Here is a 25,496-nt window from a genome sequence, read left to right as displayed (position 1 = left end):
CATATTCTTCTCAGAATCACTGCACTCTACACAAGCAATCGAACAGAATGTTCGATTGCTTGCATGACATCGTATTATAACTCAGAAATCGTTCCTACATAAGGAATCATCAGATAAGCGCCACTTTCAATCGTATCGCTGGTCAAATGATTCATCTCTTTCACCTCATCAATATACTCCTGACGATCAAAAGAGCAGTTTCCCATATATTGATCTGCCAGTGTCCATAAAGTATCACCCTCTTCTACCTGAATTGTTTTATAGTAAACATTCTCTTCATGTACGGAAGAAGCTTTTACCTGATTTCCTTTCAGACAGCTTGTGCTCACCAATACCGTGGCCAGAATAGTAAGAAACATAAAAGCGATTCCCAAAATCTGCCGTTTCAGTGCCTGTTTCTTTTTAGCTGCACGGATACGTGCTTTTTTCTGGTTCTGTGTTCTGGCCTGCGCTTTCTGATACGGATTTGTATTGTAAATTACGGAATATGTACTCATGTGTGTGTCCTCCCATACATTCTCTGCTTTACACAGTACTAGCTAAATGTCCGAAACCATGTTCGGAACACCTGTTCGATAATTGTATTATACAAAACGTGTGTTCGGATGTCAAGCAAAAACACGAACAGATTTTCGGAACAAGTTTTCGAATATGTTTGAAATCATTAGTTTGTTATGCTATAATTTAATCATGAAACAGGTAATGAATATTAAGGAGCGTTAAATATATTATGTCATATGGAAAGATCAGCGATAAACAAAGAGAAATTTTAGAATATATCAAAGCAGAGATTTTAAATAAAGGATATCCACCTGCAGTGCGTGAAATCTGCGAAGCTGTCAAACTAAAATCTACCTCTTCTGTTCATGCACATTTAGAGACACTGGAGAAAAACGGTTATATTCGCCGTGATCCTACCAAACCACGTGCTATTGAAATTGTGGATGAGAACTTTAATCTGACCAGACGAGAAATGGTTAATGTACCGATTGTCGGCAGAGTTGCAGCCGGAGAACCGATCCTTGCGGTAGAAAACATTGAAAATTATTTTCCGATTCCGGCTGAATTTATGCCAAATGAACAAACATTTATTTTACAGGTTCAGGGAGAAAGTATGGTCAATGCCGGTATTTTGGACGGGGATTATATTCTGGTAGAACAGCAGACAACAGCAAACGACGGGGATATGGTAGTCGCACTTGTAGATGATTCTGCTACGGTTAAAACCTTTTATAAAGAAAATGGTTATTATCGTCTGCAGCCGGAAAATGATTTTATGGAACCGATTATCGTCTCCGATGTGATGATCATGGGAAAAGTGATTGGAACATTCCGATTCTTTAAATAAATGCAATTCTGCATGTAGACAGGGAAAATCCGGAGCAAAATCCAAGACAGGACGATTGAAAATCATCCGTGTCTGTCTGGATTTCTGCTCCGGATTTTTCTTTACTCAGATAAACGAAAAATTACAGTTCTTCCGGTGAAATAACTTTACCATCCTGCCAGATTCTCTCAAGATCATAAAACAAACGATCTTCTTTAGAAAATAAATGAATAATAATATCCTTATAATCCATTAAAATCCAGCTGGAGTTATTATTTCCTTCTTTCTGTGCGCAGTGATATCCTGCTTTGTAAAGTTCCTCTTCTGCTGCGTCCATCATTGCCTGCAGTTGGTTTGTATTTGCAGCACTTGCAATTACAAAATAATCTGCAATGACAGAAATTTCACTGATATCAATTACCTGCACATCTTCTGCTTTTTTGTCAGATAATGCGTGACAGGCGATTTTCGCCATTTCACGGGATACGTCATTCATACTACTCACCCTATTCCTTTCTGGTTGTTCTTCTGGCTTTCAAACCAGTTTTTATAGTAATTATAAGCGGCCAGTGTTGTCGGATCCATTGTCTGTTCCTCGTGTTTTTTCAGATATGCTACGGTATCTTTTAAAATATAATAGACCGTCATATCGAGATCCTGGTCAGCCATCTTACGCAGTTCTTTTAAATGAGGAGCCTTGTCTCGGTTTGGTTCAATGTAATCTGAGATAAAAATAATCTTATCCAGAAGACTCATGTCCGGAACTCCTGTGGTATGGACACGGATGGCATGCAGGATATCAAAATCGGTAATATGATATTCCTGTTCTGCCAGAATTGCACCACATTTTGCATGCAACAGAGACGGATTCTTGTATTCTGCATCGCTGATAGAGGTCTTGTATTCCCTGCAGAGTGCGATTTTTGTGTCATCATCCATATACTTTGCACAGTCATGCAAAAGACCTGCCAGTTCGGCGGTATCTTTGTCATAACCATACCGTTCAGCAAGATGACGGGCTGTTTTGGCTACCCCAAGTGTGTGCTCGTATCTTGCAGGTTTTAATATTGTTTTTAAATTATTTTGTATTTCTTTTACTGTCATGCGAAATCCTCCCGGTAAAGAGCGTGGTCTCTGATATACTGTTCAGCCTGAGGCGGAAGCATGTAACGGATAGTAGTTCCCCGCATAATACGTTCGCGCAGCTCTCTGCTGGACACACTGAAATTCGGCGTGTTCAGGCGATAAAAACCGGAATGATATTTTTCTTTCAGATATACAATCTGCCGGTCAACTTCATCTGCATTGAGATTTCCGCGGACTGCAGCCAGTATATTGGCATATTTGCAGATTTCCTCCGGATGCCTCCAACTGTCAAAATCGAACAGGGAATCCGCACCAAGGATGAAATAAAGTTCGCAGTCCGGATAATCGTTATGAAACCGAGCCAACGTCACGTATGTGTAGTTGACGCCGGTGCTTTCAATTTCACGATAAGAAATTGAAAATTTCGGATTATCAGCAATAGCTGCTTCTACCATATGACAGCGGTGAATGCTCATTTTTTCTCCCATAAAAGCCTTGTGGGGAGTATGCCCGGTAGGGAGAAAAATGACATGATCCAGTTCAAACTGGTCACAGGCATTTTCTGCAATCAAAAGATGCCCATAATGAACGGGATTGAAGGTACCGCCAAATATACCGATTTTCTTTTTGTTCAGAGTCATATACCATACTCCATTTCTGACGGATTAAGGCAAAACAATCTTTGGATTTTCCTTATCCGGTTTATATAATACAATTTTCTTGCCGATTACCTGCACTACCTGGGAATGGGTACGTTCTGCGATTACAGCTGCAATCTCGCGTGGATCATCAAAACAGTTTTTTAACACACTCAATTTAATCAATTCATGTGTATTAAAACATTCAGTAATCGCATTTACTATTTCCGGTGTCACACTGGATTTGCCGACCTGAAAAATCGGTTCCAGATTCATGGCAAGACCTTTTAAATAAGCTCTCTGTTTACTTGTCATAATTATTCTCCATAGGCTCACTGTGCAGATGCATCGTCTGAGAAGAAATCTGCAGGGTGAAATGATATATTTTTATTTGTAGTAATCAAAAGAAAGTCCATACATGCGTACGGTATCACCTTCCTGAATACCTAAGTTTTCCAGTTCCTCTAAAATTCCCTGATCTTTTAAGAAACGCTGGAAGAACAGGAAACCTTTTTCGGATTCAATATTGGTATATCCAAGCATTTTTTCAATACGAGGACCTTCTACCACAAATTCATCTTTTTCTTCGTCATAGGCAACAGTATACGGTTCATCCAGATACATTGCAGTAGACGGATCATATTCCTGTTCAAATACAACCGGTTCACGATCCATGCCCTGAAGCATCTCATTTACTGCATATAATAATTCCTTCAGTCCTTTTCCGCTGACTGCTGAAATGGCAAACACGCGAATGCCCTGTGGCTCAAATTCCTGTCGCAGCTTTTCCACCGGATCCTCATCCCCGGCATAGATCGCATCAATTTTGTTAGCTGCAATCACCTGTGGCTTTTTCGCCAGATCCGGATTGTAAGCTTCCAGTTCCTTATTGATGGCATAAATATCTGCGATTGGATCACGACCTTCTGTGGAAGCCGCATCCACCATATGGATCATGACACGGGTGCGCTCAATGTGTTTTAAAAATTCATGTCCAAGACCGATTCCTTCAGATGCCCCTTCAATCAGTCCCGGAATATCTGCGATGACAAAGCCCTGACCTTCTGACAGGTCAACAACGCCCAGATTCGGGTTTAAAGTTGTGAAATGATAGTTGGCGATCTTTGGCTGCGCATTTGTCACTCTGGACAGTAAAGTGGATTTTCCAACATTTGGGAAACCTACCAGACCTACATCGGCAATGACCTTGAGCTCCAGGCGAACTTCCAGTTCAATCCCCGGTTGTCCCGGCTGTGCATATTTCGGAGCCTGCATGGTAGCTGTCGCATAATTCTGGTTTCCTTTTCCACCACGACCTCCACGCAAAATAATCTGACGGGTATTTCCACCGGACATATCCGCAATGACTTTATCTGTCTGTGCATCACGGATGATGGTTCCTGCCGGGACTTTTACGATGATATCTTCACCGTTTTTACCATGACAGTTTCGCTTTTTACCTTCTTCCCCGTTTTCCGCAGCATATTTGCGGCGGTGTCTGAAATCGGTCAGTGTATTCAGTCCCTCATCGACCTGGAAGATGACATCTCCGCCTTTTCCTCCGTCTCCGCCGTCAGGACCGCCGTTGGGCACATATTTTTCCCGGCGGAAGCTGACATGTCCGTCTCCGCCTTTTCCTGATTTTATAATAATTCTTGCACTGTCTGCAAACATAAGTTTCTATTCCTTTTTTTATAGTAGAAAATAGACCCGGCTATGAAAGTCGAGTCTATTGATGGATTCATTATTCGTTCGTTGCTACTGGATAAACGGAAGCCTGTTTTTTGTCTCTTCCTTTTCTCTCGAATCTTAATACACCATCTACTTTTGCAAATAATGTATCATCTCCGCCGATACCTACGTTCACACCCGGGTGAATCTTAGTACCACGCTGTCTGTATAAAATATTTCCAGCTTTTACAAACTGTCCGTCTGCTCTTTTTGCTCCTAATCTCTTGGACTCGGAATCACGGCCGTTCTTTGTAGAACCTACACCTTTTTTATGAGCAAAGAACTGAAGATTCATGTTCATCATGTTTCCTACACCTCCTCGAAGATCAAATCAATATATTCTTCGTAGTTACTCTCCATGTTCTCGAAACCTAAAATCAGCGATTTCAGCAAAAGCTGTGCATCTGTTCCATTCTTTTCCGTAATTCGAAAAGATATCATTCCGTCTGCCTCATTGGTATCACAATAAAACAATGTTTCTGTGAATGTTTCAATGGAATTTATGCAGTTGATCGTCATTGCGGATACCGCAGCACATACGATATCATTTTCATCGGAATATTCTGCATGTCCCAAACAATCAAAACCAACAAACTGCTGATCATGGTTCTGGTAAACTGTTATTTTTACCATTACATGTTACCTTTTCAATTAACCATTAATCTTTTCGATTTTAACTTTTGTAAAGGACTGTCTGTGTCCGTTTTTCTTATGGTAACCGGTTTTTCTTTTATATTTGTAAACGATTACTTTTTTTCCACGTCCGTTAGCTACAACGGATGCTTCTACGGTAGCATTCTCAACAGTCGGATTACCGATTTTCAGACTTCCGTCATTTACTGCTAATACCTGATCGAAAGTTACTGTCTCACCAGCCTCTACTCCAAGCTTTTCAATGGTAATGATATCGCCTTCAGAAACTTTGTACTGTTTACCACCTGTTGCTATAATTGCGTACATATGGCACCTCCTATTTATCATTACTCGCCAATTTCGGTGCTGCAGATCCTGCAGTCTTATACCTCGTTGTGCGGCATCTTTAGTATAATAGCAGACTGTTTTTATTCTGTCAACTGTTCTGCCAAACTTTTTTCAACTTTTTTTCTTGTGAGCTCCACAAGGTTCAGTTTTGTCATATCGATCACCTGAACCGGAACAGAATCTACTTTTACACAGCGGCGCAGATGCTCCATGACGGTATTCCGGTCTTCTTCCTGTTCCAGATTGATAAAATCAATAATGACAATTCCGGATATGTTGCGGAGCCGAAGCTGTGCAGCTGTCTCTTCTGCTGCTTCCAGATTAATTTTCAGAAAATGTTCCTGCCGATTCTTTTTATTTACGCTCTTTCCTGTGTTGACATCCACTACAGTCAGTGCCTCCGTCGGCTCAATTACCAGATAGCCACCGGATTTCATCCAGACTTTTGGCTGCAGCGCTTCTTCGGTTTGTTTATTTAGATTATAAAGTGCAGCCAGTGGAAGTAAGGGGTCCTCATACAACCGAACCGGTATTTGTGCAAAAACCGGGTCGGAAAACTGTTGCTGCTCTATTTGTTCATACACCTGCGGCAGATCGGTGACAATCTCTATCAATCCTTCCTGTCGACTGTTTTTCAGATAGCCCATATAACTTTCCGGTGTGCGGCTGACACAGGAAAAACAGGTCCGCATGGCTGCAGTATCACAGATTGACTGCAACTGCGTTTTTAATTGTTGCAGTTCTGCCAGAAGTACCGGCGCCTCGGCTTCTTTTGCGTTTGTACGGACAATAATACCATAGGAACCATCCCATTCCGGTTCCAGCAGTGTACGGAACTGCTCTTTTTCAGCTTTTGTCAGTTTGGAAGAAAAGCCGAGCCGGCAGTCGCCGCTGGTCACTACCAGATATCGGCCGGTCAGATTCAGATTACCAGAAACAGTCGGTGCTTTCGTCTTGACACTCTCCCGTGTTACCTGCACCAGAAGTTCATCTCCCTGTACCAGTCTGGAAGATGGGATTTTTTTTGCAAACACAGGTGCAGCCTTTTCTTCCATGGAATAGTAGCAGGAAAGCCCCGGCTTGATTTCAATAAATGCAGCCTGAATATTCGGAACGACTTTCTGTACCCGTCCTACATAGATATTTCCCAGGATGGATTCCTGCCCGAGTTTTCGGCAGCGTACTTCCAGCATCCGGCGTTCGGAAACGGTGGCACACATACGCACCTGATGACTGTTGACAGAGGTATCTGTGATAATGACTTTATGCTTCAATGACATCACCTGCCTGATACAGCGGTCTTAATCCGTCCTCGGTGTGTTCGTAAGTTTCTACTCTGTGGATCTGCATATTAAATGGATGATATTTTTCCCCAAAATACTGATAAAAATCCTGTAATACCAGTTCTGGTTTGATATTGTCAGTGCTTCCGGCAGAAAGTTGAAGGAAAAATCCCTGCCAGCCAAGTTCTTTTTCCACATATGGACGGAACACATAGATTAGCGGCTTGAGGTCGATGACACGCTCACTCTTCTTCGTCTGCTTTGTCACTTCGATATTGCTCCGTTCTTCATAATAGATACGGATTTTTTCTTCCAGTTCCTCCTGGGTAAAATCAATCTCATTTTTAAAATATACAATATAATCTGCCGCTCCCACTGCCGTCATTGCTTTTTTTTCATCCTGCCGCAGGGCAACATATTGCGTAATTTCGATACCATCAACCATAACCGCATTCAATGCAGCGATGGATTCTTGCGTGGATTTCGTAGATTTTGCTTCAATATCCAGGTATTCTCCGTCACTGGTGATGCCTACGCCTAAAGGTGCCGCAAAGGACATGATCTGGTGCGGTGAGAATCCTTCGGAATAAGCAATGTCAATATTGGCACGGCGCATGGCTTTCTGAAAATAACGCATGATGTCCAAATGTCCGATAAAACGCATAACACCGTACTTACGGAATTTAATTCTGATTCTCATAGCATACGCCTCCTTTATATTTCATGGCTCCGCAACCGGCACATTTCTGGCGGCAATTCGGAGTAACCGTTTCCTCATTGGCTGCATGCCATTCACGCAACAGGAACTGTTTCGTTACACCTGCATCGATAAAATCCCATGGGAAGATTTCATCTTCCTGACGGGCACGGGTAGTATAAAAGTCTGTATCAATCTGTTCTTCCGCAAACGCATCCTGCCAGATCTGATCGTCGAAAAATTCAGACCAGGCTGCGAAAATGCCTCCTTTTTCATAGACACGGATCAGTGCATTGCAAAGACGTCTGTCACCTCTGGCAAGGATTCCTTCGATCATTGTGACATCTGCTTCATGCCAGTTATATCGAATACTCTTCTTATTTAACTGAGATTTGATGGTCTCATTTACAATCTTTGCCCGTCCAAGGAACTCATCTTTTGTGCACATCGGGCTCCACTGGAAAGGTGTAAACGGTTTTGGCACAAAGAAAGAGGTACTTACTGTGATCTGACATTTTCCATTTCGCTGATCCTTCGGGATTTCATAATAACGCTCGGCAATTTCTTCTGCAAGTTCACCGATGGCTTTCATATCTTCTATGGTTTCTGTAGGTTGTCCCAGCATGAAATATAATTTCACTTTATTCCATCCACCTTCGAAGGCAAGTCCGGCACCATGCAGAATATTTTCCTTGGTCAGACCTTTGTTGATGACATCACGCAGACGCTGGGAACCGGCTTCCGGAGCAAAAGTCAAACTGCTTTTTCGGATATCCTGTACTTTACTCATAACATCCAGTGAAAACGCATCGATACGCAGGGATGGCAGGGAAATATTTACGCCTTTATCTTTAAATTCATCGATCAGGAAAGTCAGCAGTTCTTCCAGATAGGTGTAATCGCTGGAACTTAAAGAACTCAAGGAAATTTCCTCATGTCCGGTACTGGTCAGCATCTGATAAGCTTTTTCTTTTAACATTTCAAGACTGCGTTCCCGCAGTGGACGGTACACCATACCGGCCTGGCAGAAACGACAGCCACGGATACAGCCTCGCTGAATTTCCAGAACAACGCGATCCTGTGTGACTTTAATAAATGGTACCAGCGGTTTGTCCGGATACACAGATTCGGACATATTTTCCACTACCTGACGGTGGATCACAGTAGGAATATCCTCATAAACCGGCTGAAAACAAGCGATGGTTCCGTCTTCTTTATAAGATACCTCATAGAGAGACGGTACATACAGTCCCGGAATCTTAGCTGCTTCGTGTAAAAAGTTCTGGCGGCTGTAACTGCCATCCTCTTTCATCTGTTCATAGAGATCAAAGAGATCATCGTATACGGTTTCGCCTTCTCCGATATAGAAGATATCGAAAAAATCAGCAATCGGTTCCGGATTGTATGCGCAGGGGCCACCGCCGATGACGATTGGCATATGATCTGTTCTGTTTGCAGATTTCAGAGGAATTCCACCCAGATCCAGAATCTGGAGAATGTTTGGATAACAAAGCTCATACTGCAGTGTCATACATAAGAAATCAAAGTCCTTAATTGGATCCTGGGTTTCCAGTGCAAACAGCGGAATCTGCTGTTCTTTCATAATCTTGTGCAGATCTGGCCAGGGGGAATAGACACGTTCACAGTACACATCATTCCGTAGATTGAATTGATGATACAGGATCTGGATGCCAAGATGTGACATACCGATTTCATATACATCCGGGAATGCGAAGGCAACACGTATCTTCACCGCTTCCGGATTTTTACGGACCATATTTACCTCATTTCCGATATAACGGGCAGGTTTATCTATGGTCAATAAAATTTCGTCTTTTAACGCAAGTTTATTATTCATTCTTTTTTTCCTGTTCTATTTTGTATACTTTTTGATTGTAAAGCGGACATAAGCATCCCCCTTAACCACCGCTTAGTGCTCTACGCACTTGAAGCGGGGGAATGCTTATTCTGCGTTCAAATTATGCAGGTGCTTTTTTTGATTTCCTGCACAATTTTCCATTCTAGCATAAGACAGTAAAAAGCGTCAATGAGAACATGACGCTTTTACGGGTTCTTTTCTATTCTGTGTTGAAGTTTATTCTACACTCTTCAATGCATTTACCATATTGATACGGTCTAACATCCGGTTTGTGATGAAATCCACTGCCAGTGCAAACAGAAACGTCATACCTCCGGCAAACAGATAGGTGGTCGGATGTACGGAAACCGCAAAGTATATAGAAGGCATTTTTAAAACCATAGTCAGCAGACCACTGAAAAAACGCCCCACCGGAAGTCCGAGTATAATACCGATCACTGTGAGGATCAGTGTTTCCTTATTGACATACAGATGCACCTCGTTGTCGAAAAAGCCAAGTACTTTGATGGTAGCCAGTTCCCTCTCTCGCTCGGAAATATTGGTGGTAGCCAGCGTGAATAATACAACAAAGGCAAGGCCTGCCGCCAAGGCTGTTACCAAAACAACGACACAATTGATCAGACTGAAGGATTTTGTGAATTCATCACGCATGGTCTGTACGCTGCTACAGGATACGACATCACTTTCCCGGGACAGAGTATCCGCATAGGATACCGGATCATCACAGGAAGCAGATAAATGTGCCAGTATCGCATTCGGTGTATAATCGCCCATCAGTGCCTCATAAGTACTCTGCCGCATATAAATCGCATTTCCGAGATAATTATGTAAAATGCCATTCACAGAAAAAGTACATTCTTTCAGGTCACTGTTCTGGATCTGCAGAGAATCTCCTGCAGTAAATCCCATTACTTCTGACAGGTTCTGAGTAACAAAAATCTGACCATCAGACAGATCTTTTTCTTTGCCATCCAGGCCTTCCAGATTGATATAATCTGCAATGGAAGCATCCTTCGGAATTACATAGAGCGGAACTGTTTCTTCCACTGTCTGGCTTTCATTTTTCGCCTGTACCGTATCCATCTGAAGTCCGAGGTAATCTGAAATATTCGAATCTGTATCGATTTGTTTTGTAAAATTATCATAATCTTCGGCCATAACAACTGCCATCATGTCATAGCGATAGATATGGTTATACTGTTTTGGCATCAGATCCGTTACGGAGTTCTTGATGGCCATACCTACCACCAGAAGTGCGGTGCATCCAAGGATGCCGCTGATGGTCATGATCAGACGCTTTTTATAACGGAACAGATTGCGGAATGTAACTTTATTCAGGAAAGAAAGGCGTTTCCACAAAAACGGGATTTTTTCCAGAAATACCCTGGATCCGGCTTTCGGTGCTTTCGGGCGCATCAGTGCTGCCGGACACTGCCGCAGTTCACTGTGACATGCGCAGATTGCTGCAATCAGGGCTCCGGCTACAAACAGCAGGATACCGCAGACTCCATAACCTGCATGGAACAGAAAGCGGTAAGATGGAATCTTATACATGACATCGAAAACCATAAACAGGAATTTCGGCATCAGGATAAAACCACCGATATCTCCCAGCAGTCCGCCACAGATACATGCGGATAACGTGTAGGTGAGGTATTTTCCATATACATGTGCATCTGAGAAACCAAGTGCTTTGTATATACCGATCTGTCCGCGTTCTTCCTCTACCAGACGGGTAATGGTCGTCAGGCTGATCAAAATCGCAACCGAAAGAAAGAGAATCGGAAATACCGTTCCAATCGTCTCAATGGAATCTGCATCACTCTGAATGGTGGAAAAACTGCTGATGGAGCTGCGATCCTGCACATACCATTTCGTCATACGAATGGCATCAATATCTGCCTGTGCATCTGCCAGTTCTGCATATGCCTTGCTTCGTTCTTGTTCTAATTTCCGCATCTGCTCTTCCAGCTTTGCGGAACCATCTGCCAGTTCCTGCTCAGACTGATTCAGTTTGTCTGTGTTTTTCTGAATTTCCTGATCTGCTTTGATAAACTGGGTATTGGCATTTTGTTCCTGAAGTTTCAACTCTGCCAGACCTGCCCCAAGTTCTTGTCTGGCGCTGGTCAGTTTTTGTTCCTGTTGTTCCAACTGAGCGGCAGCTCCGGATAATTGTTGCTGCTGTATATTCAGCTCTGTTTCGGCATCGGTAAACTGTTGGATCGCCTCCTGTTTTTTCGTCTGGATAGCTGCCTTTTGCGTTTCTAACTGAAACAGAGTTGTCTGTAGGGATTCATATTGTGTTTCAAGTGTAGACATGCCATCCGGAATCTGCAGTAACTGTGTCTTCCGGTCTTCCAGTACCTGTTTTTGCATATCATAGTCGGCGGCATTCGGATCCAGCTGAAGAATCTGTGTATCCAGTGCAGCATTCAGAACTTCTATCCTGGTTTTCAAATCAGTCTGAAAAGTGGTTTTCTCACTGTTGTATGTGCTACCGTTTTCTACTGCTGTTTCATAGGATTTCCAGGAATCCTGTGGCCATGCATCTCCCATTTGCGTTTGTATCTGAGAGACCTGAGCCAGAATCTGCTCTTTTCCGTCGGATGCCTGTTGCTGTCCCTGAGTCAGCTGTATTTCCGCATTGGATAATTCCTGCATAACAGCTGTTTTTTGCTGCTGTAATGTTGCTGCGCCCTGATTTAATTGAACTTGATGTTCCTTTAATTCTGCCTTTCCGGAAGTTAACTGTTGTTCTCCGGAAGCAAGCTGTGTATAACCGTCAGAAATCTTTACATATCCCTGCCGGAACTGCTCGGCCGCACTCTTTTTTTGCTCATTTAACTGGCGGATTCCGTCCTGAAGTTGCTGCCAGCCATCTGCCAGCCGTATTTTCCCATCATCCAGTTCCGCTCTCGCATCTGTGATTTTCGCATCTGCATCTGCGAACTGAGTATCTGCTTCCAGACGCGCATCTGCCAGTGTTGCAGCAGCATCGGAAACAACTTCATCGTAACGGGCCTGCTCACGTTTTTCCTTGATTTCTTTTTCAATCTGTTTTTTGACAGCATCTACCCTATCCTGATATTCTTCCGAAAAACAGGAAAGGTTCTTTGCACCGCGAACACTCAGTTCAATGGCAGAATATACTTCATTGTCCAGTGCATCAGAAGTGACGTAGAAGAAATATTTTGCTGACTGGGAGGAGCGGAAGGACGCAGCACCGTCATCTGCGATCAGGTCTGCAGCATCCTGCATGATTGCTGTAATCGTATAGCTATGCTGTTTTAGTGCGGAGGTATCCTCATCTCCGGAAGTGCGCTGCGCCGTTAGTGTTACCTGGTCACCGATCTTTTTTTCGGCATCGATACAATAATTTTGTGAAACGGCAATCTCTGATGCACTCTGCGGAAGTGTACCTTCCAGTAAAAGGGGTTGGTTAAATCCTTTCATATCAAGCAGTGTTACCTCTACTTTCTGCTGCAGATCGCCCGCCTGTACCAAGGCGGTTTCACTGTAAGTACCACAGGCTTTTTCTACACCTTTTACCTGAGAGACTGCCTTCACATCCTCATTGGTCAGTCCGAGGGTGGATTGAATCCGGATGTCATACAGATTCTGTCTGTCATAATAATCATCTGCAGATGCGCGCAGATCCCGGCATCCGGCGGATAATCCGGCAAACATGGTAACTCCAAGAAATGTGATCAGAAGAATGGAGAAAAACCGTTTTTTTTCTTTTTTTATTGTTCGTGTTATGTCTTTCCAGTAAGCTTTCATCTGTTTACCACTCTATTTCTGCAATCGGAACCGGAGTCGGATTGCTGGTTTCACTGATTACGGTGCCATTTTTAAACTGGATCAGCCGGTCTGCCATCGGTGCCAGAGCAGAGTTGTGGGTGATGATCAGTACCGTGATTTTCTCCCTGCGGCAGGTATCCTGTAAAAGTTGAAGGATCTGTTTTCCGGTATTGTAGTCCAGTGCACCGGTAGGCTCGTCGCAAAGCAGCAGTTTTGGATTTTTTGCCAGTGCACGGGCAATGGATACACGTTGTTGTTCGCCTCCGGATAACTGTGCCGGAAAGTTTTTAATGCGTTGCTCCAAACCTACTTTCACAAGTGTTTGTTCTGCGTTCAGGGAATCATTGCAGATCTGAGAAGCCAATTCCACATTTTCCAGTGCGGTCAGGTTCGGAACCAGATTGTAAAACTGGAATACAAAGCCAATATCGGTCCGACGGTACTGGGTCAACTGTTTCTTTCCATAGGTGGTGATGTCGGATCCATCTACCATCACATGACCGGAAGTTGCGGTATCCATGCCGCCCAGAATGTTCAGTGCGGTTGTTTTTCCTGCACCGGAAGCACCGAGTATGATCGCCAGTTCTCCTTTTTCCACTGAAAAGGAAGCGTCCTTTAATGCAAAAATAGCATTTCCGCCGGTATTATATTCTTTTGTAATATTCTGAAATTCGATATAAGACATCCTTTTTTCCTCGCAGTAACTTATTATGCTTTTATTATAGGTTTATCTAAAAACAGAAGCAATAAAGAAAGTATAAAATTTCAAAATTATGGAAGTATTTTGAACCAGTCAGAAATGCCGGATACATCCATGGTAGACTGAAGCTGCCGGGTGATTTTCTTTGCATCCCATCCTTTCCAGGAAGTGTCGGTCTGTTTAATGGCAAAAAAGGCAAGAAACAGGCAGAGTGCAAGAAAAAAACGGACACCTAAAAAACTGTGGGGAACTTTTTCAGAACGGTTGTTATCACCGCCTTGCTCATTTGCATTTAGTGGCTGCCCGGAAGTAGAAAAACTGCTTTTTATGGCATTGATGTATCGTTTTCGATCTTCATATTGCTCCGGATGCATACACACACTCCTTTCGAAAAAAGTGTTGATAAAAAAAGAAAGTTTATTATTACAGCCTTTCTCTGGTGTAATGATAAACTTTCCTTGCTTTTATTTACATATGCAGATGTCTTCTGATTCAGAACATCTGTGTTCACCGCACAGGGAGAAGCATCTTTCTGAATTTCTGTATGCGGGCAGATACAAATTCTGGTTTTTATCTTTGAGATAATTCTTCCAATACTTCATCCCAGGTAATTCCTTTGTCTACCATCATGACCATCATATGATACAGGAAATCTGCGATCTCATATTTGATTTCTTCCGGATCCGGATTTTTTGCTGCGATCACAATTTCGGTAGCCTCTTCTCCGACTTTTTTCAGAATTTTGTCAATTCCTTTGTCAAAGAGATAGTTTGTATAAGATCCTTCTTTCGGATGAAGTTTACGGTCCAGGATGATATTGTATTCATTCTCAAATACTTCTAGCGGATTTTTCTCCTTGTACTCTTCTTTGACCAGATCTGTGTAGAAACAGCTGCGCTTGCCGGTGTGGCAGGCAGCACCGATCTGGGAAACTTTTGCCAGAATCGTATCTTTGTCGCAGTCAATGGAAAGAGCCTTTACATATTGGTAATGTCCGGAGGTCATACCCTTTGTCCAGAGTTCGTTACGGCTTCTGCTGTAATACGTCATCTTACCCAGTGACAATGTGGTATAAAATGCTTCCTCGTTCATATAGGCAAGCATCAGCACGTCATTGGTTTTGTAATCTTGTACAATAACCGGAATCATGCCATCGGAATTTAATTTGAACTCCGACCATTCACAGGAGGTCTCCAGATGTCCTGTTTCAATATCCTGTTCTTTTAAATATGCTTTTAAAGCCATGATATCCGTATCTGGTGCACTGATCGTTTTGGATGAAATGCCGTTAATGGTATCATCTGACTGTAATGCTTTGCAGATGCTTTCATTATCTGTTTCCGTCAGAATCATGGAATAGGACATATCGGTAACATTTCCAAGCGTTCCCATCAACGCCGGATCCAGAACGATCAGTTCACTGGTGTTATTTTCAACAGCTTCTTTCTGTTTGAAAAACAGATCTACATTGTGGATAGACAATGCCAGAGTTTCTTTACCGAATCGCATAGCTCCCTCTTTGGATAGCTGTGCCGTCACATCTTTTACCGGATTTAAAATAGCTTTCTTGCATCCGGCATATAATATTTTTTTGATATCCTCCAGACGGTTAATGTTGCCGCCTGCATATACCGGAATCTCAGAAACGCGGTTGATTTCCTTCATGGTATGAAGATTCAGTTCATGTTCTGCATCGTTGTCGGAAAGGTCAAAAAGATAAATTTTGTCGATACCGTTGTCATTATAGAGACGGATCCGTTCCATCAGATCATCCTGTTCCGTGTAATCATTGAAACCGCTGACCAGTTTTCCGTTTTTTAAATAAATTGTTGCAATTAAATTCTTTTTCATTGTTTATAAACTGCCTTTCGTGGATAAAATATCCGTTATGCGCGGATCATAAGAGGAAGCATCATCCAGTGCTTTGCCGAATGCCTTGAACAATGCTTCAATGATATGATGATTGTTTGTCCCGGAAAGTACTTTCATATGCAGATTCATCCCTGCGGAGTAGGAAACAGCATAAAAAAATTCCCGTACCATCTCAGTATCCATGTCACCGACACGATCTGTGGTGAATTCTGCATCAAAAGCAAAATATGGCCGGCCGGACAGATCAATGGCACACAGAACCAGTGTCTCGTCCATGGGAAGTATCATGCTGCCAAATCGTTTGATTCCTTTTTTGTCTCCCAGAGCTTCCCGGATGGCATTTCCAAGGACGATCCCGGTATCTTCGATTGTATGATGACAGTCGACTTCCAGATCACCAGCCACCTTCAAATCCAGATCAAAGAAACCATGTCTGGTGAATCCGGAAAGCATGTGATCAAAAAAGCCTATTCCGGTAGCAATATCCTGCTTTCCGTTTCCGTCTAATGTAAGAGTCAGACTGATATCTGTCTCATTTGTCTTTCTGTGTACCTGTGCATAGCGTTGTTCTGCCATTGTTTCATCCTCCGGTCTTTATTTATCTTCGTCTTCAAATCTGACGCGAATGGAGTTTGCATGTGCAGTCAGCTGTTCGCAGTCTGCAAATTGTGCAATATCTTTGTATACCGCATGTAAAGCATCTCTGGAGTAAGAGATGATACTGGATTTTTTGATAAAATCATCCACGCTTAATGGAGAAAAGAACTTTGCAGTTCCGTTAGTAGGAAGAACATGGTTTGGTCCTGCAAAATAGTCCCCCAGTGGTTCACTGCTGTATTCACCAAGGAAAATAGCACCTGCATTTTTAATCTTTGTCATAACCTCAAATGGATTTGCGGTCACAATTTCCATATGTTCAGAAGCAATCTCGTTCGCTGTCTCAATGGCAGTATCCAGATCCGGGGCAATCAGGATGTAACCGTAGTTTTCCAGAGATTTCTCAATGATCGCTTTTCTGGAGAGCACTTCACAGAAACCATCTACTTCTTTGGATACTTCTTCTGCCAGCTTTTCACTGGTAGTGATCAGAATGGCAGATGCCAGCTCATCATGTTCTGCCTGGGACAGTAAATCAGCCGCAACAAAACGTGGATTGGCAGTTTCGTCAGCCAGAACAAGAATCTCACTCGGACCTGCAATGGAGTCAATGCTGACATGACCGAATACGGCTTTTTTTGCAAGGGCTACATAGATATTTCCAGGTCCCACAATCTTGTCAACTTTTGGAATACTTTCGGTACCGAAGGCAAGTGCGGCAATAGCCTGTGCACCGCCGACTTTAAACACACGGTCTGCACCGGCTTCTTTTGCAGCTACGAGCGTGGATGGATTGACTTTGCCCGCTTTGTTACATGGGGTTGTCATGATGATCTCCTCTACACCTGCTACTTTGGCCGGCATGATATTCATCAGTACAGAAGATGGATAGACGGCTTTTCCACCGGGAACGTATACACCGGCTTTGGCAATCGGAGTTACTTTCTGACCGAGCATGGTGCCAGGGATAGAACTGTCAAACCAACTGTATTGTTTCTGCTTTTCATGATAAACACGGATGTTTTCTTTTGCTTTGCGGATTACTTCTAAAAGCTTTTGATCTACCAGTTCATATGCTTCTGCAATCTCATCCTCTGTCACTTCGATATTGTCTGCTGTTACTGTTGCACCGTCAAATTTCTGTGTATAGTCAAATACTGCCTGGTCACCGTTACTGCGGACATTGGCGATGATTTCGTTTACGCTGCTCTCATACTGGGTATAATTGTTAGGACTTCTCTTTAACAGATCGGTCAGTATATTCTGAATGGTTTCCTTTGTCAGTTTTAATGTACGCATATCTTACTTTTCTCCTTCGCTCATTACCTGGCGCAGATCTGTGATCAGCTTGCTGATGCGTTCCTGCTCCATCTTCATACTTACCGGGTTTACCACCATACGTGCAGATAGCGGACACACTTCTTCTAACACAGCCAGCCCGTTTTCACGCAGGGTAGAACCTGTTTCCACAATATCGACGATGACATCTGCCAGACCGACGATCGGTGCCAGTTCAATCGAACCGTTCAGCTTGATGATTTCCACGGTCTGATGCTTTTTGTTATAAAAATAATCCTTGGCAATCTTCGGATACTTGGTAGCCACACGGATCTGCTCATGATGTTGCAACAAATCTCTGGCAGATTCCGGACCGCAGACACACATCCTGCATTTTCCAAATCCAAGATCTAACACCTCATAAATATTGCGGGCTTCCTGTAAGATGGTATCTCTTCCGACGATACCGATATCAGCAGCACCGTATTCCACGTAAGTCGGTACATCCGGTCCTTTGGCGAGAAAGAAACGCAGTTTTAAGTCTTCATTGACAAAAATCAGTTTTCGCGTGTCTTTATCTTTCATCTCCTCACAGGTAATTCCGATTTTTTCAAACATTTCAAGTGTCTTATTTGCAAGACGACCCTTTCCAAGTGCAAATGTTAAATATCTCATTCTCCGGCCCTCCTACATATAAAAAATAATGTCCTGAATATGGTTCTCTTCTGCATATTTTTCATAAACAGCTTTTGTATTCTGTTCAGTCAGCGGCATCAGTTCCACCTGTTCACCACGGCTTCGGAGTACCTGTGCATCTTTAATAGCATCCTGACGGTACTGCTGGCTGTAAATAAACCATTTTGTCGTATTTTCAAATGGAATCCGTACATTTTGGCGCTGCAGTGCGGCCATCAACTGATTAATGACAACCGCAAACCCGATGGACGGTGCGGATTTGCCGAAGGATTTCAACAAATTGTCATAACGTCCGCCGTTTACAACGGCTTCTCCGCTGCCAAAAGTATAACCGGCAAAAATAATACCTGTATAATAATCAAAACCAGAGATCATAGCCAGTTCGTAAGATACATATTTGTGGATTTTATATAATTCCAACAGTTCATCCAGCTGCTCCAGACGGGTCAGTGCGTTTAACACCCGTGGAAATTCCTGTGCCCATACTTTTGCAGCGGAGATTTTTTCCTTATCCAGCATGACATCTGTCAGCAGACCGAACAACTGTGTTAAACTTTCATCTGTCACATACTGTGCCACCACTTCCTGCACACCGTACAGATTGCGGTTCTGAAGCAGATTCCGGATCTCTTCCATGACATCTTCATCCAGACCGGCTGCTTCAAATAAGCCCCGCAGGAAATCTGCATGTCCAACACTGAGCTGAAATTCTTTCAGACCGGCTGCTTTTAAAAGTTGTGCAGAAAGTGCCAGCATCTCTGCATCTGCCTCTACACTGCCATCCCCGATCAATTCGGCACCGGACTGTGTGTTTTCTTTTAAACGTCCCTGATAACTGGAATTGTTGCGGAACGTATTGCCGGTATAACACAGACGGATGGGAATCGCCTGTTCTATATAATACTTGGATGCACATCGCGCGATGGATGGTGTGATATCCGGGCGGAGAACAAGTGTGTTGCCTTCTCGGTCGAAAAATTTGTACAGATCCCGCGAAGGCGTGGTACCAATCTCTTTACCAAATATATCAAAAAACTCAAAAGTCGGTGTCTGAATCGGATGGTAGCCGTAAGATTTTAATACAGAAAGCAGACGGCCTTCCAGAATGATTTTGCGTTCACATTCCTCATTATAAATATCTCTGACACCTTCGGGCGTATGTAATAATTGATTTTTCACTGCTATGTCCCCTCTTTGTTCCATTTTTATTTTTTTACATAAAAAATATGAAAATCGGATTGATCATTCCCAAACACTTTAGTGTGCTACCATGCTAATATGTAAAAATCTTTAAACATTATAAAAAAATAAAGCTAAAATGTCAATCCCTTAAATTCAAATCCAGCTGAAGCGCATCCAGATATGGCACCAGAAGTCCGGAGTGACCGGTAAAAAAGAACGTCTCATCCAGTTCATCCATACGAAAACTCTTTCTGCCGCCCTGTTGCATCCGCTCCCAGAACTGTGCCAGTTGCCGAAATGGCAGATAATAAAACCGGTCAAGATGGGGATAAAAGATCAGAAAAAATGCAATACCACCCTGCTGCTCAAAATCCCGCATAAATTCCACCTGATGAGGATGAATATTCTGCAGCGGAAACGTATTGACCTGACATTCCTTGGCATCAAAACATACAGGAATTCCCTGCACGACACCGATATAATCCACGGTACTTTTCTGTTCAAAATAAGCCAGCGTGATATGACGGCTCTCTTTGTCCATTTTGATAGGGGTAATAGGCGTTGGGACTTTCTGGATCAGGGCCAGATGATTTTCACGGTACCGTTCATTGGTACGATTGATAAATTCTTCCAGTGTAGAACCTCGCAGCCCTCTTGAATTCCAGGTTGGCATTATAAAATCCCCCGATGCGTCAGTTCCGGATCATCATAGTAAAGAATATTTTCTTTTTCCACGTGAAAGGTTCCATCCTGTACCAAAATACAGTTGACGCTGCAATTCGGCTGATGAATGCTCCAGAATTCATCCATGGACATCTGTCTGATATAAGTCAGAAAGGCACGGATCACGGCTCCGTGGCACACCACCAGAACATTTTCCACGGATGGATCCTGTTCCAATGGAAGAATTTCATTTTTCAAAAAATCTTCAATACGTGCATAAACATCAGAAAAATTATCGCCGGTCTCATCCGCTACATACATGGACGGTTTGGAAAAACAGTAAATCAGATTCTGATCTTTGCTGTTTCGGATTTCACTGATCTTATCTCCTTCGTATTTTCCAAAGCACATTTCACGTACCCGGAGATCCACCTTTACGGAAATATTCTGATGTTCTGCAATAATTTCCGCTGTTTTTACGGCACGCTGATAGGGGCTGGAATAAATGCGCTGAAATCTTATCTCTTCCCGGTCGAATCCGTCCCTGGTATCGCGGGCAAGTTCTTCCCCATATGGGGTTAAAGCGATATCAGAAGAGCCTTGAATCAACCCTTTTTTGTTCCAGAATGTCTCTCCGTGTCTCATAATATATAAATGCATGGTTTCTCTACCTCTTCTCTTTTGCAAGTTTTGTCTGTACCCGTGCAAAGGACGCGGGTTCCGGTGCAGTGACAATCCGGCCGTCCGGAAATTCCATCCGATAGGCATGCAGCAGCTGAGAACGGATCCTGCAGCTGTCCTTTACCGTCTGATTTATTTTTTTATCTCCATATTTACCATCTCCCAGGATTGGATGTCCGATGCTGGCCAGATGGGCACGGATCTGATGGGAACGCCCGGTAATAAGATGTACTTCCAACAGTGTCATGTTTTTATACACTTTCACCGGATGATATGCTGTCTCAATATAAGAAGCATCCGCAAAAGCCTCTTTGTGAACCGTTACTTTATTGTTTTGGTGATTCTTTGACAGATATCCTTTCAAATGTGCATCCTGTGTAAGCTGTCCGGCCACCAGGCAACGGTAATATTTCTGCATGCTGCGTGACTTTAAAGCCTCTGCCATTTCCTGCAGACCACGGATCGTCTTTCCTGCAATCAGAAGTCCGGAAGTGTTGCGATCGAGCCGGTTACAGATGGAAGGATGGAACGTGCGTAATTCCGCACGGGTCAGCTGCCCGCTTTCTAACAGATAATCAATGACCATTTCATTGGCGGAATAGTCGTTTTTTTCTGCTTTCTGTGATAAGATACCCACCGGTTTATTCAGGATCAGAATATCCTCATCCTCATATACGATTTCCGGTTTTGGATGGTGCACAGTGGACATTTTTGCAGCCGGACCGGCAGCTGCAGATTCGGAATGAAGATCTGCAGTCTGCTTTCCCATTGGTGCTTCTGCAAGAGCAGAGGCAAACTTGTTAAAGGTTTCATCGGACAGATAGATTTTAATCTGATCAGAAGTCTGCAATACTTCCTGTCCGGTTGCTTTTTTATCATTTAACACAATATTTTTTTTACGCAGCATTTTATAAACAAATCCTTTGGAAGCCTGATTTAATATTTTGAACAGATACTTGTCCATGCGTTGTCCGGCTTCTTTGGATGATATGGAAAATTCTTTCATGAGCATTTCACTTTCTTAAATTCTTCTAGGATGCGTTTTTTTGTTTGGATTACAAAATGTATCATTTTGTCTGCCTGAAAAATCCAATTATTTCTGTTTTTTCTTGTGCACGTTACGGATTGCTTTCCGCTTTTTCGGATGTGAAGCTCCGGTTCCATTATTGCGTCCATGGTTCTGATAATTACGATTCTGTTGTCCATTATGTTTTGGCCGGATCAGGCATTTGGGTTCAAACCCAATGAGATCCGTGCGGTGAGCCAGATGCAGCGCTTCATATACCAGATCATAGTTTTTCGGATTGCGGTACTGTATGAGGGCACGTTGCATGGCTTTCTCATGCGGATTGTTGGTGACGTACACTTTCTTCATAGTGCGCGGATCCAGTCCGGTGTAATACATACAGGTGGAAATCGTAGATGGTGTTGGATAGAAATCCTGTACCTGTTCCGGCATATAGCCAAGATCCCGGAGATATTCTGCCAGTTCCACAGCTTCTTTCAGAGTGGATCCAGGATGAGAAGACATCAGATATGGAACAAGATACTGTTTCTTTCCGATCCGCTCATTGATTTTTTTATATTCTTCCCGGAACTTGTTATATACTGCTACCGGTGGTTTTCCCATCAGTGATAATACTGAATCAGAAATGTGTTCCGGAGCAACTTTTAACTGTCCGCTGACATGATGTTCACATAATTCCCGGAAAAAAGTTTTATCCTTGTCGCAAATCAGATAATCAAAACGGATACCGGAACGGATAAATACTTTTTTCACATTCGGAAGCACGCGCAGTTCCCGTAACAGGCTCAGATAATCAGAATGATCTACCTTTAAATTCGGACATGGACTCGGGAACAGGCACTGCCGGTTCTTGCAGACACCGCGGGTCAGCTGTTTATCGCACGATGGGCCACGGAAATTTGCGGTAGGACCACCCACATCATGAATATAGCCCTTAAAATCTGGCTCCCAGACCATCTGCTTTGCTTCGTTCAGGATGGATTCATGGCTTCGGGTCTGGATAATTCTTCCCTGATGAAACGTCAGGGCACAAAAACTGCAGCCACCATAGCAGCCACGATTGCTGACCAGACTGAATTTCACCTCTTCGATTGCCGGAACACCACCTGCTTCTTCATAGGACGGATGATAGGTTCTCATATAAGGAAGTGCATATACGGCATCCATCTCACTGGTAGTCAGTGGTTTGGATGGCGGATTTTGCACGACATAGCATTTATTTGGATAAGGCTCAATGAGCCGTTTTGCTGTAAATGGATCCGTATTGCAATATTGTGTATAAAAACTGTGGGCATAGGATTCCTTGCTGGCACAGATTTCTTCGTAAGATGGCAGTGTAATACCATCGTATACACTGTCCGGATCCTTTGTCTTGTATACCGTGCCGTCGATATAAGTAAGATCTTTGATATCAATGCCACTGCGCAGCCCCTCTGCCACAGCCACGATACTGCGTTCTCCCATTCCATATAACAGCAGATCCGCACCGGAATCCAACAGAATGGAACGTTTCACTTTATTTGACCAGTAATCATAATGTCCAAGACGGCGCAGGCTGGCTTCCAGTCCTCCAATGATCAGCGGTGTGTGTTTGTAGGTGCGGCGGATGAGATTGCAGTATACCACGGTTGCGTAATCCGGCCGCCGGCCCGTGATTCCGCCCGGCGTAAACGCATCTTTCTGACGGCGTTTTTTAGATACGGAATAATGATTGACCATGGAATCCATATTTCCACCGGTTACGATAAAACCGATTTTTGGCTCACCCAGGATACTGATACTGTCCGGATTTTTCCAGTCCGGCTGTGAAATAATTCCAACAGAAAATCCATTTGCCTGCAGGATCCTGCTGATGATCGCATGCCCGAAAGACGGATGATCCACATAGGCATCACCAATGACATATACAAAATCCAGCTGCTCTATTCCCTGTGCCTGCATATCGGCACGACTGATTGGTAAAAATTGTTTCATCTATTTAAATCCTCTTAAATCTTCGTAAGTATGATCCAGAACCTGCCTGTAATCTGTGATATAATAATCGGCCAGTCTGTATTTTTCTGCCCGCAGCAATGCAGAATAGTCATCCTCCACGGCACAGACCGTCATACCGGCTCTTTTACCTGCCAAAATCCCCATCGGAATATCTTCAAACACCAGACAATGTTGTGGGGAAACCGCGAGTTTTTCTGCTGTTTTCAGATATACATCCGGTTCCGGTTTCCCTTTATTGACATCACAACTGGTAGTAATGGCATCAATGCAGCCTGTGAGGTTGCGCGCATCCAGAAAAGCATCCAGCAGAAGTCTGGAATTACTGGTTGCAATGCCAATCTTTATATGCTGTTTTTTCAGTAATTGTAAAAATTCATCCAGCCCCGGTTTCAGTGTGGTTTCGTGTATATATTTGTCCAAAGCAATACGATTCCACAGTTCTTTTACTTCTTCCACATTCTTGGAAAGCTGATACTTTCGAATAAAATATTGTGCCGTTTCTGTGAAACTCATTCCCTCGATTTCTTCATGGAGATGTTCCGGCATGGGAAGGCCCTGTTGCCGGAAAAAATCCTGATCAATCTCTTCCCAGATCCACATGGAGTCTGTCATGGTTCCATCCAGATCAAAGATAACAGCTTCTTTCTGTTCTATCATCATATTGTTTCTTCCTTCAATTTTGTAATTTCTTCCAATGTCAGTTCCCGCCAGGCACCGGGTGTCAGTTTCTCATCCAGATGCAGACTTCCCATGGACAGCCGCTTCAGATAGGATACCTTTTTACCTACGGACTGAAACATCCGTTTTACCTGATGAAATTTTCCTTCTGTGATCGTCACGAGAATCTCGGATGTCTGTTCGTTTTCTGCAATATGCAGAATTTTGAGAGCAGCCGGTGCGGTCATTTTCTTTTCACCAATGTCCAGCCCATTCTTGAAGGCTGTAATATCAGACTCTGTCACAATTCCATGGATTCTGGCATAGTAGGTTTTCGGAACATGACGTCCCGGTGCCAGAAGACTGTGATTCAATGCACCGTCATCTGTGATCAACAGCAAACCTTCGGTGTCTTTATCCAGCCGTCCCACCGGGGACAGCCCCCGGCGCAGATTGTCCGGCAGATAATCCATTACGGTTTTATCCTGGCGATCTTCGGTGGCAGTGACGCATCCAGCCGGTTTGTGCAGCATCAGATAATGGTATTCCTGATAAGCGATGGGGTGTCCATCCAGACAGATACAGTCCTTCTTCGGATCACATTTTTCTCCTCCGTCCGTTACAAGTGCACCGTTTTTTGTAATACGTTTCATTTTAATCAGTTTTTTACTCTCAGAACGGGTTGCTACCTGCATCTGAGAGAGAAATTTATCAATGCGAATCAT

The 25,496-nt window shown here is 43.3% G+C and carries 27 protein-coding genes; 1 reads left to right on the top strand and 26 read right to left on the bottom strand.

The window, feature by feature from the left end; genetic code table 11:
• Positions 1-74 precede the first annotated feature (74 nt).
• Entirely contained in the window at positions 75-497 is a 423-nt protein-coding gene (gene yneA / locus HMPREF0373_RS16000) for a cell division suppressor protein YneA (protein ID WP_021738752.1), read from the bottom strand.
• Between the two features lie 233 nt (positions 498-730).
• Here yneA and lexA point away from each other — a divergent pair, with 233 nt between their 5' ends.
• Positions 731-1,348, top strand: coding sequence for a transcriptional repressor LexA (gene lexA / locus HMPREF0373_RS05980; RefSeq protein WP_021738750.1), 618 nt, complete (start codon positions 731-733; stop codon positions 1,346-1,348).
• A 121-nt stretch (positions 1,349-1,469) separates the two neighbouring features.
• On the opposite strand, the gene rsfS is transcribed toward lexA, so the two are convergent.
• The 25 genes from rsfS to HMPREF0373_RS05855 form a co-directional block, all read right to left on the bottom strand.
• Entirely contained in the window at positions 1,470-1,823 is a 354-nt protein-coding gene (gene rsfS / locus HMPREF0373_RS05975; RefSeq protein WP_021738748.1) for a ribosome silencing factor, read from the bottom strand.
• Positions 1,824-1,828: 5 nt separating this feature from the next.
• Complete coding sequence (yqeK, locus tag HMPREF0373_RS05970) at positions 1,829-2,431, bottom strand: bis(5'-nucleosyl)-tetraphosphatase (symmetrical) YqeK (RefSeq protein WP_021738747.1); 603 nt, start codon at positions 2,429-2,431, stop codon at positions 1,829-1,831.
• On the bottom strand, positions 2,428-3,054 hold the full coding sequence (nadD, locus tag HMPREF0373_RS05965) for a nicotinate-nucleotide adenylyltransferase (RefSeq protein ID WP_021738746.1): 627 nt from the start codon (positions 3,052-3,054) through the stop codon (positions 2,428-2,430). The genes yqeK and nadD overlap by 4 nt, the downstream gene beginning before the upstream one ends.
• A 24-nt stretch (positions 3,055-3,078) precedes the next feature.
• The gene (yhbY, locus tag HMPREF0373_RS05960) at positions 3,079-3,366 is read right to left on the bottom strand and encodes a ribosome assembly RNA-binding protein YhbY (RefSeq protein WP_021738745.1); all 288 of its coding nucleotides are present in this window, start codon (positions 3,364-3,366) and stop codon (positions 3,079-3,081) included.
• Between the two features lie 72 nt (positions 3,367-3,438).
• Complete coding sequence (gene obgE, locus HMPREF0373_RS05955; RefSeq protein WP_021738744.1) at positions 3,439-4,725, bottom strand: GTPase ObgE; 1,287 nt, start codon at positions 4,723-4,725, stop codon at positions 3,439-3,441.
• A gap of 70 nt (positions 4,726-4,795) precedes the next feature.
• A complete protein-coding gene (gene rpmA, locus HMPREF0373_RS05950) occupies positions 4,796-5,086 on the bottom strand; it encodes a 50S ribosomal protein L27 (protein WP_021738743.1) in 291 nt (96 codons plus the stop codon).
• A gap of 5 nt (positions 5,087-5,091) precedes the next feature.
• A complete protein-coding gene (locus tag HMPREF0373_RS05945; RefSeq protein ID WP_021738742.1) occupies positions 5,092-5,415 on the bottom strand; it encodes a ribosomal-processing cysteine protease Prp in 324 nt (107 codons plus the stop codon).
• Between the two features lie 18 nt (positions 5,416-5,433).
• On the bottom strand, positions 5,434-5,742 hold the full coding sequence (gene rplU, locus HMPREF0373_RS05940) for a 50S ribosomal protein L21 (protein WP_021738741.1): 309 nt from the start codon (positions 5,740-5,742) through the stop codon (positions 5,434-5,436).
• A 101-nt stretch (positions 5,743-5,843) separates the two neighbouring features.
• Positions 5,844-7,037 (bottom strand): ribonuclease E/G, encoded by a 1,194-nt coding sequence (locus HMPREF0373_RS05935; RefSeq protein WP_081695221.1) that lies wholly within the window; start codon positions 7,035-7,037, stop codon positions 5,844-5,846.
• Entirely contained in the window at positions 7,027-7,746 is a 720-nt protein-coding gene (locus tag HMPREF0373_RS05930) for a TIGR03936 family radical SAM-associated protein (RefSeq protein WP_021738739.1), read from the bottom strand. The genes HMPREF0373_RS05935 and HMPREF0373_RS05930 overlap by 11 nt, the downstream gene beginning before the upstream one ends.
• Positions 7,730-9,601 carry a TIGR03960 family B12-binding radical SAM protein gene (locus HMPREF0373_RS05925; protein WP_021738738.1) on the bottom strand — a complete coding sequence of 624 codons (1,872 nt, stop codon included), beginning with the start codon at positions 9,599-9,601 and terminating at the stop codon, positions 7,730-7,732. Before HMPREF0373_RS05925 ends, HMPREF0373_RS05930 begins: the two co-directional genes overlap by 17 nt.
• A gap of 237 nt (positions 9,602-9,838) precedes the next feature.
• Positions 9,839-13,402, bottom strand: a complete 3,564-nt coding sequence (locus HMPREF0373_RS05920) for an FtsX-like permease family protein (RefSeq protein ID WP_021738737.1) — start codon at positions 13,400-13,402, stop codon at positions 9,839-9,841.
• Between the two features lie 4 nt (positions 13,403-13,406).
• A complete protein-coding gene (locus HMPREF0373_RS05915) occupies positions 13,407-14,108 on the bottom strand; it encodes an ABC transporter ATP-binding protein (protein WP_021738736.1) in 702 nt (233 codons plus the stop codon).
• A gap of 86 nt (positions 14,109-14,194) precedes the next feature.
• Entirely contained in the window at positions 14,195-14,497 is a 303-nt protein-coding gene (locus HMPREF0373_RS05910) for a hypothetical protein (protein ID WP_021738735.1), read from the bottom strand.
• Between the two features lie 196 nt (positions 14,498-14,693).
• Positions 14,694-15,974 carry a bifunctional phosphoribosyl-AMP cyclohydrolase/phosphoribosyl-ATP diphosphatase HisIE gene (gene hisIE / locus HMPREF0373_RS16375; RefSeq protein WP_021738733.1) on the bottom strand — a complete coding sequence of 427 codons (1,281 nt, stop codon included), beginning with the start codon at positions 15,972-15,974 and terminating at the stop codon, positions 14,694-14,696.
• 3 nt (positions 15,975-15,977) lie between these two features.
• The gene (gene hisB / locus HMPREF0373_RS05900) at positions 15,978-16,571 is read right to left on the bottom strand and encodes an imidazoleglycerol-phosphate dehydratase HisB (protein ID WP_021738732.1); all 594 of its coding nucleotides are present in this window, start codon (positions 16,569-16,571) and stop codon (positions 15,978-15,980) included.
• Between the two features lie 18 nt (positions 16,572-16,589).
• Positions 16,590-17,891 carry a histidinol dehydrogenase gene (hisD, locus tag HMPREF0373_RS05895; protein ID WP_021738731.1) on the bottom strand — a complete coding sequence of 434 codons (1,302 nt, stop codon included), beginning with the start codon at positions 17,889-17,891 and terminating at the stop codon, positions 16,590-16,592.
• Between the two features lie 3 nt (positions 17,892-17,894).
• Positions 17,895-18,545 carry an ATP phosphoribosyltransferase gene (gene hisG, locus HMPREF0373_RS05890; RefSeq protein WP_021738730.1) on the bottom strand — a complete coding sequence of 217 codons (651 nt, stop codon included), beginning with the start codon at positions 18,543-18,545 and terminating at the stop codon, positions 17,895-17,897.
• 12 nt (positions 18,546-18,557) lie between these two features.
• The gene (gene hisZ, locus HMPREF0373_RS05885; protein WP_044963129.1) at positions 18,558-19,745 is read right to left on the bottom strand and encodes an ATP phosphoribosyltransferase regulatory subunit; all 1,188 of its coding nucleotides are present in this window, start codon (positions 19,743-19,745) and stop codon (positions 18,558-18,560) included.
• Between the two features lie 142 nt (positions 19,746-19,887).
• On the bottom strand, positions 19,888-20,421 hold the full coding sequence (locus HMPREF0373_RS05880) for a Holliday junction resolvase RecU (RefSeq protein WP_021738728.1): 534 nt from the start codon (positions 20,419-20,421) through the stop codon (positions 19,888-19,890).
• Entirely contained in the window at positions 20,421-21,071 is a 651-nt protein-coding gene (locus HMPREF0373_RS05875) for a histidine phosphatase family protein (protein ID WP_021738727.1), read from the bottom strand. The genes HMPREF0373_RS05880 and HMPREF0373_RS05875 overlap by 1 nt, the downstream gene beginning before the upstream one ends.
• 7 nt (positions 21,072-21,078) lie before the next feature.
• Positions 21,079-22,098 (bottom strand): RluA family pseudouridine synthase, encoded by a 1,020-nt coding sequence (locus HMPREF0373_RS05870; RefSeq protein ID WP_044963127.1) that lies wholly within the window; start codon positions 22,096-22,098, stop codon positions 21,079-21,081.
• Positions 22,099-22,185: 87 nt separating this feature from the next.
• On the bottom strand, positions 22,186-24,093 hold the full coding sequence (locus HMPREF0373_RS05865) for a YgiQ family radical SAM protein (RefSeq protein ID WP_021738725.1): 1,908 nt from the start codon (positions 24,091-24,093) through the stop codon (positions 22,186-22,188).
• Positions 24,094-24,774, bottom strand: a complete 681-nt coding sequence (locus tag HMPREF0373_RS05860; protein WP_021738724.1) for an HAD family hydrolase — start codon at positions 24,772-24,774, stop codon at positions 24,094-24,096.
• Positions 24,771-25,496, bottom strand: a complete 726-nt coding sequence (locus tag HMPREF0373_RS05855) for a pseudouridine synthase (RefSeq protein WP_021738723.1) — start codon at positions 25,494-25,496, stop codon at positions 24,771-24,773. The genes HMPREF0373_RS05860 and HMPREF0373_RS05855 overlap by 4 nt, the downstream gene beginning before the upstream one ends.

Origin of the sequence: Eubacterium ramulus ATCC 29099, assembly GCF_000469345.1 — a bacterium.
Classification (GTDB): domain Bacteria; phylum Bacillota; class Clostridia; order Lachnospirales; family Lachnospiraceae; genus Eubacterium_I; species Eubacterium_I ramulus.
Note: the sequence above shows the minus strand (reverse complement) of the source record. Positions and strands in the feature narration are given on the sequence as shown.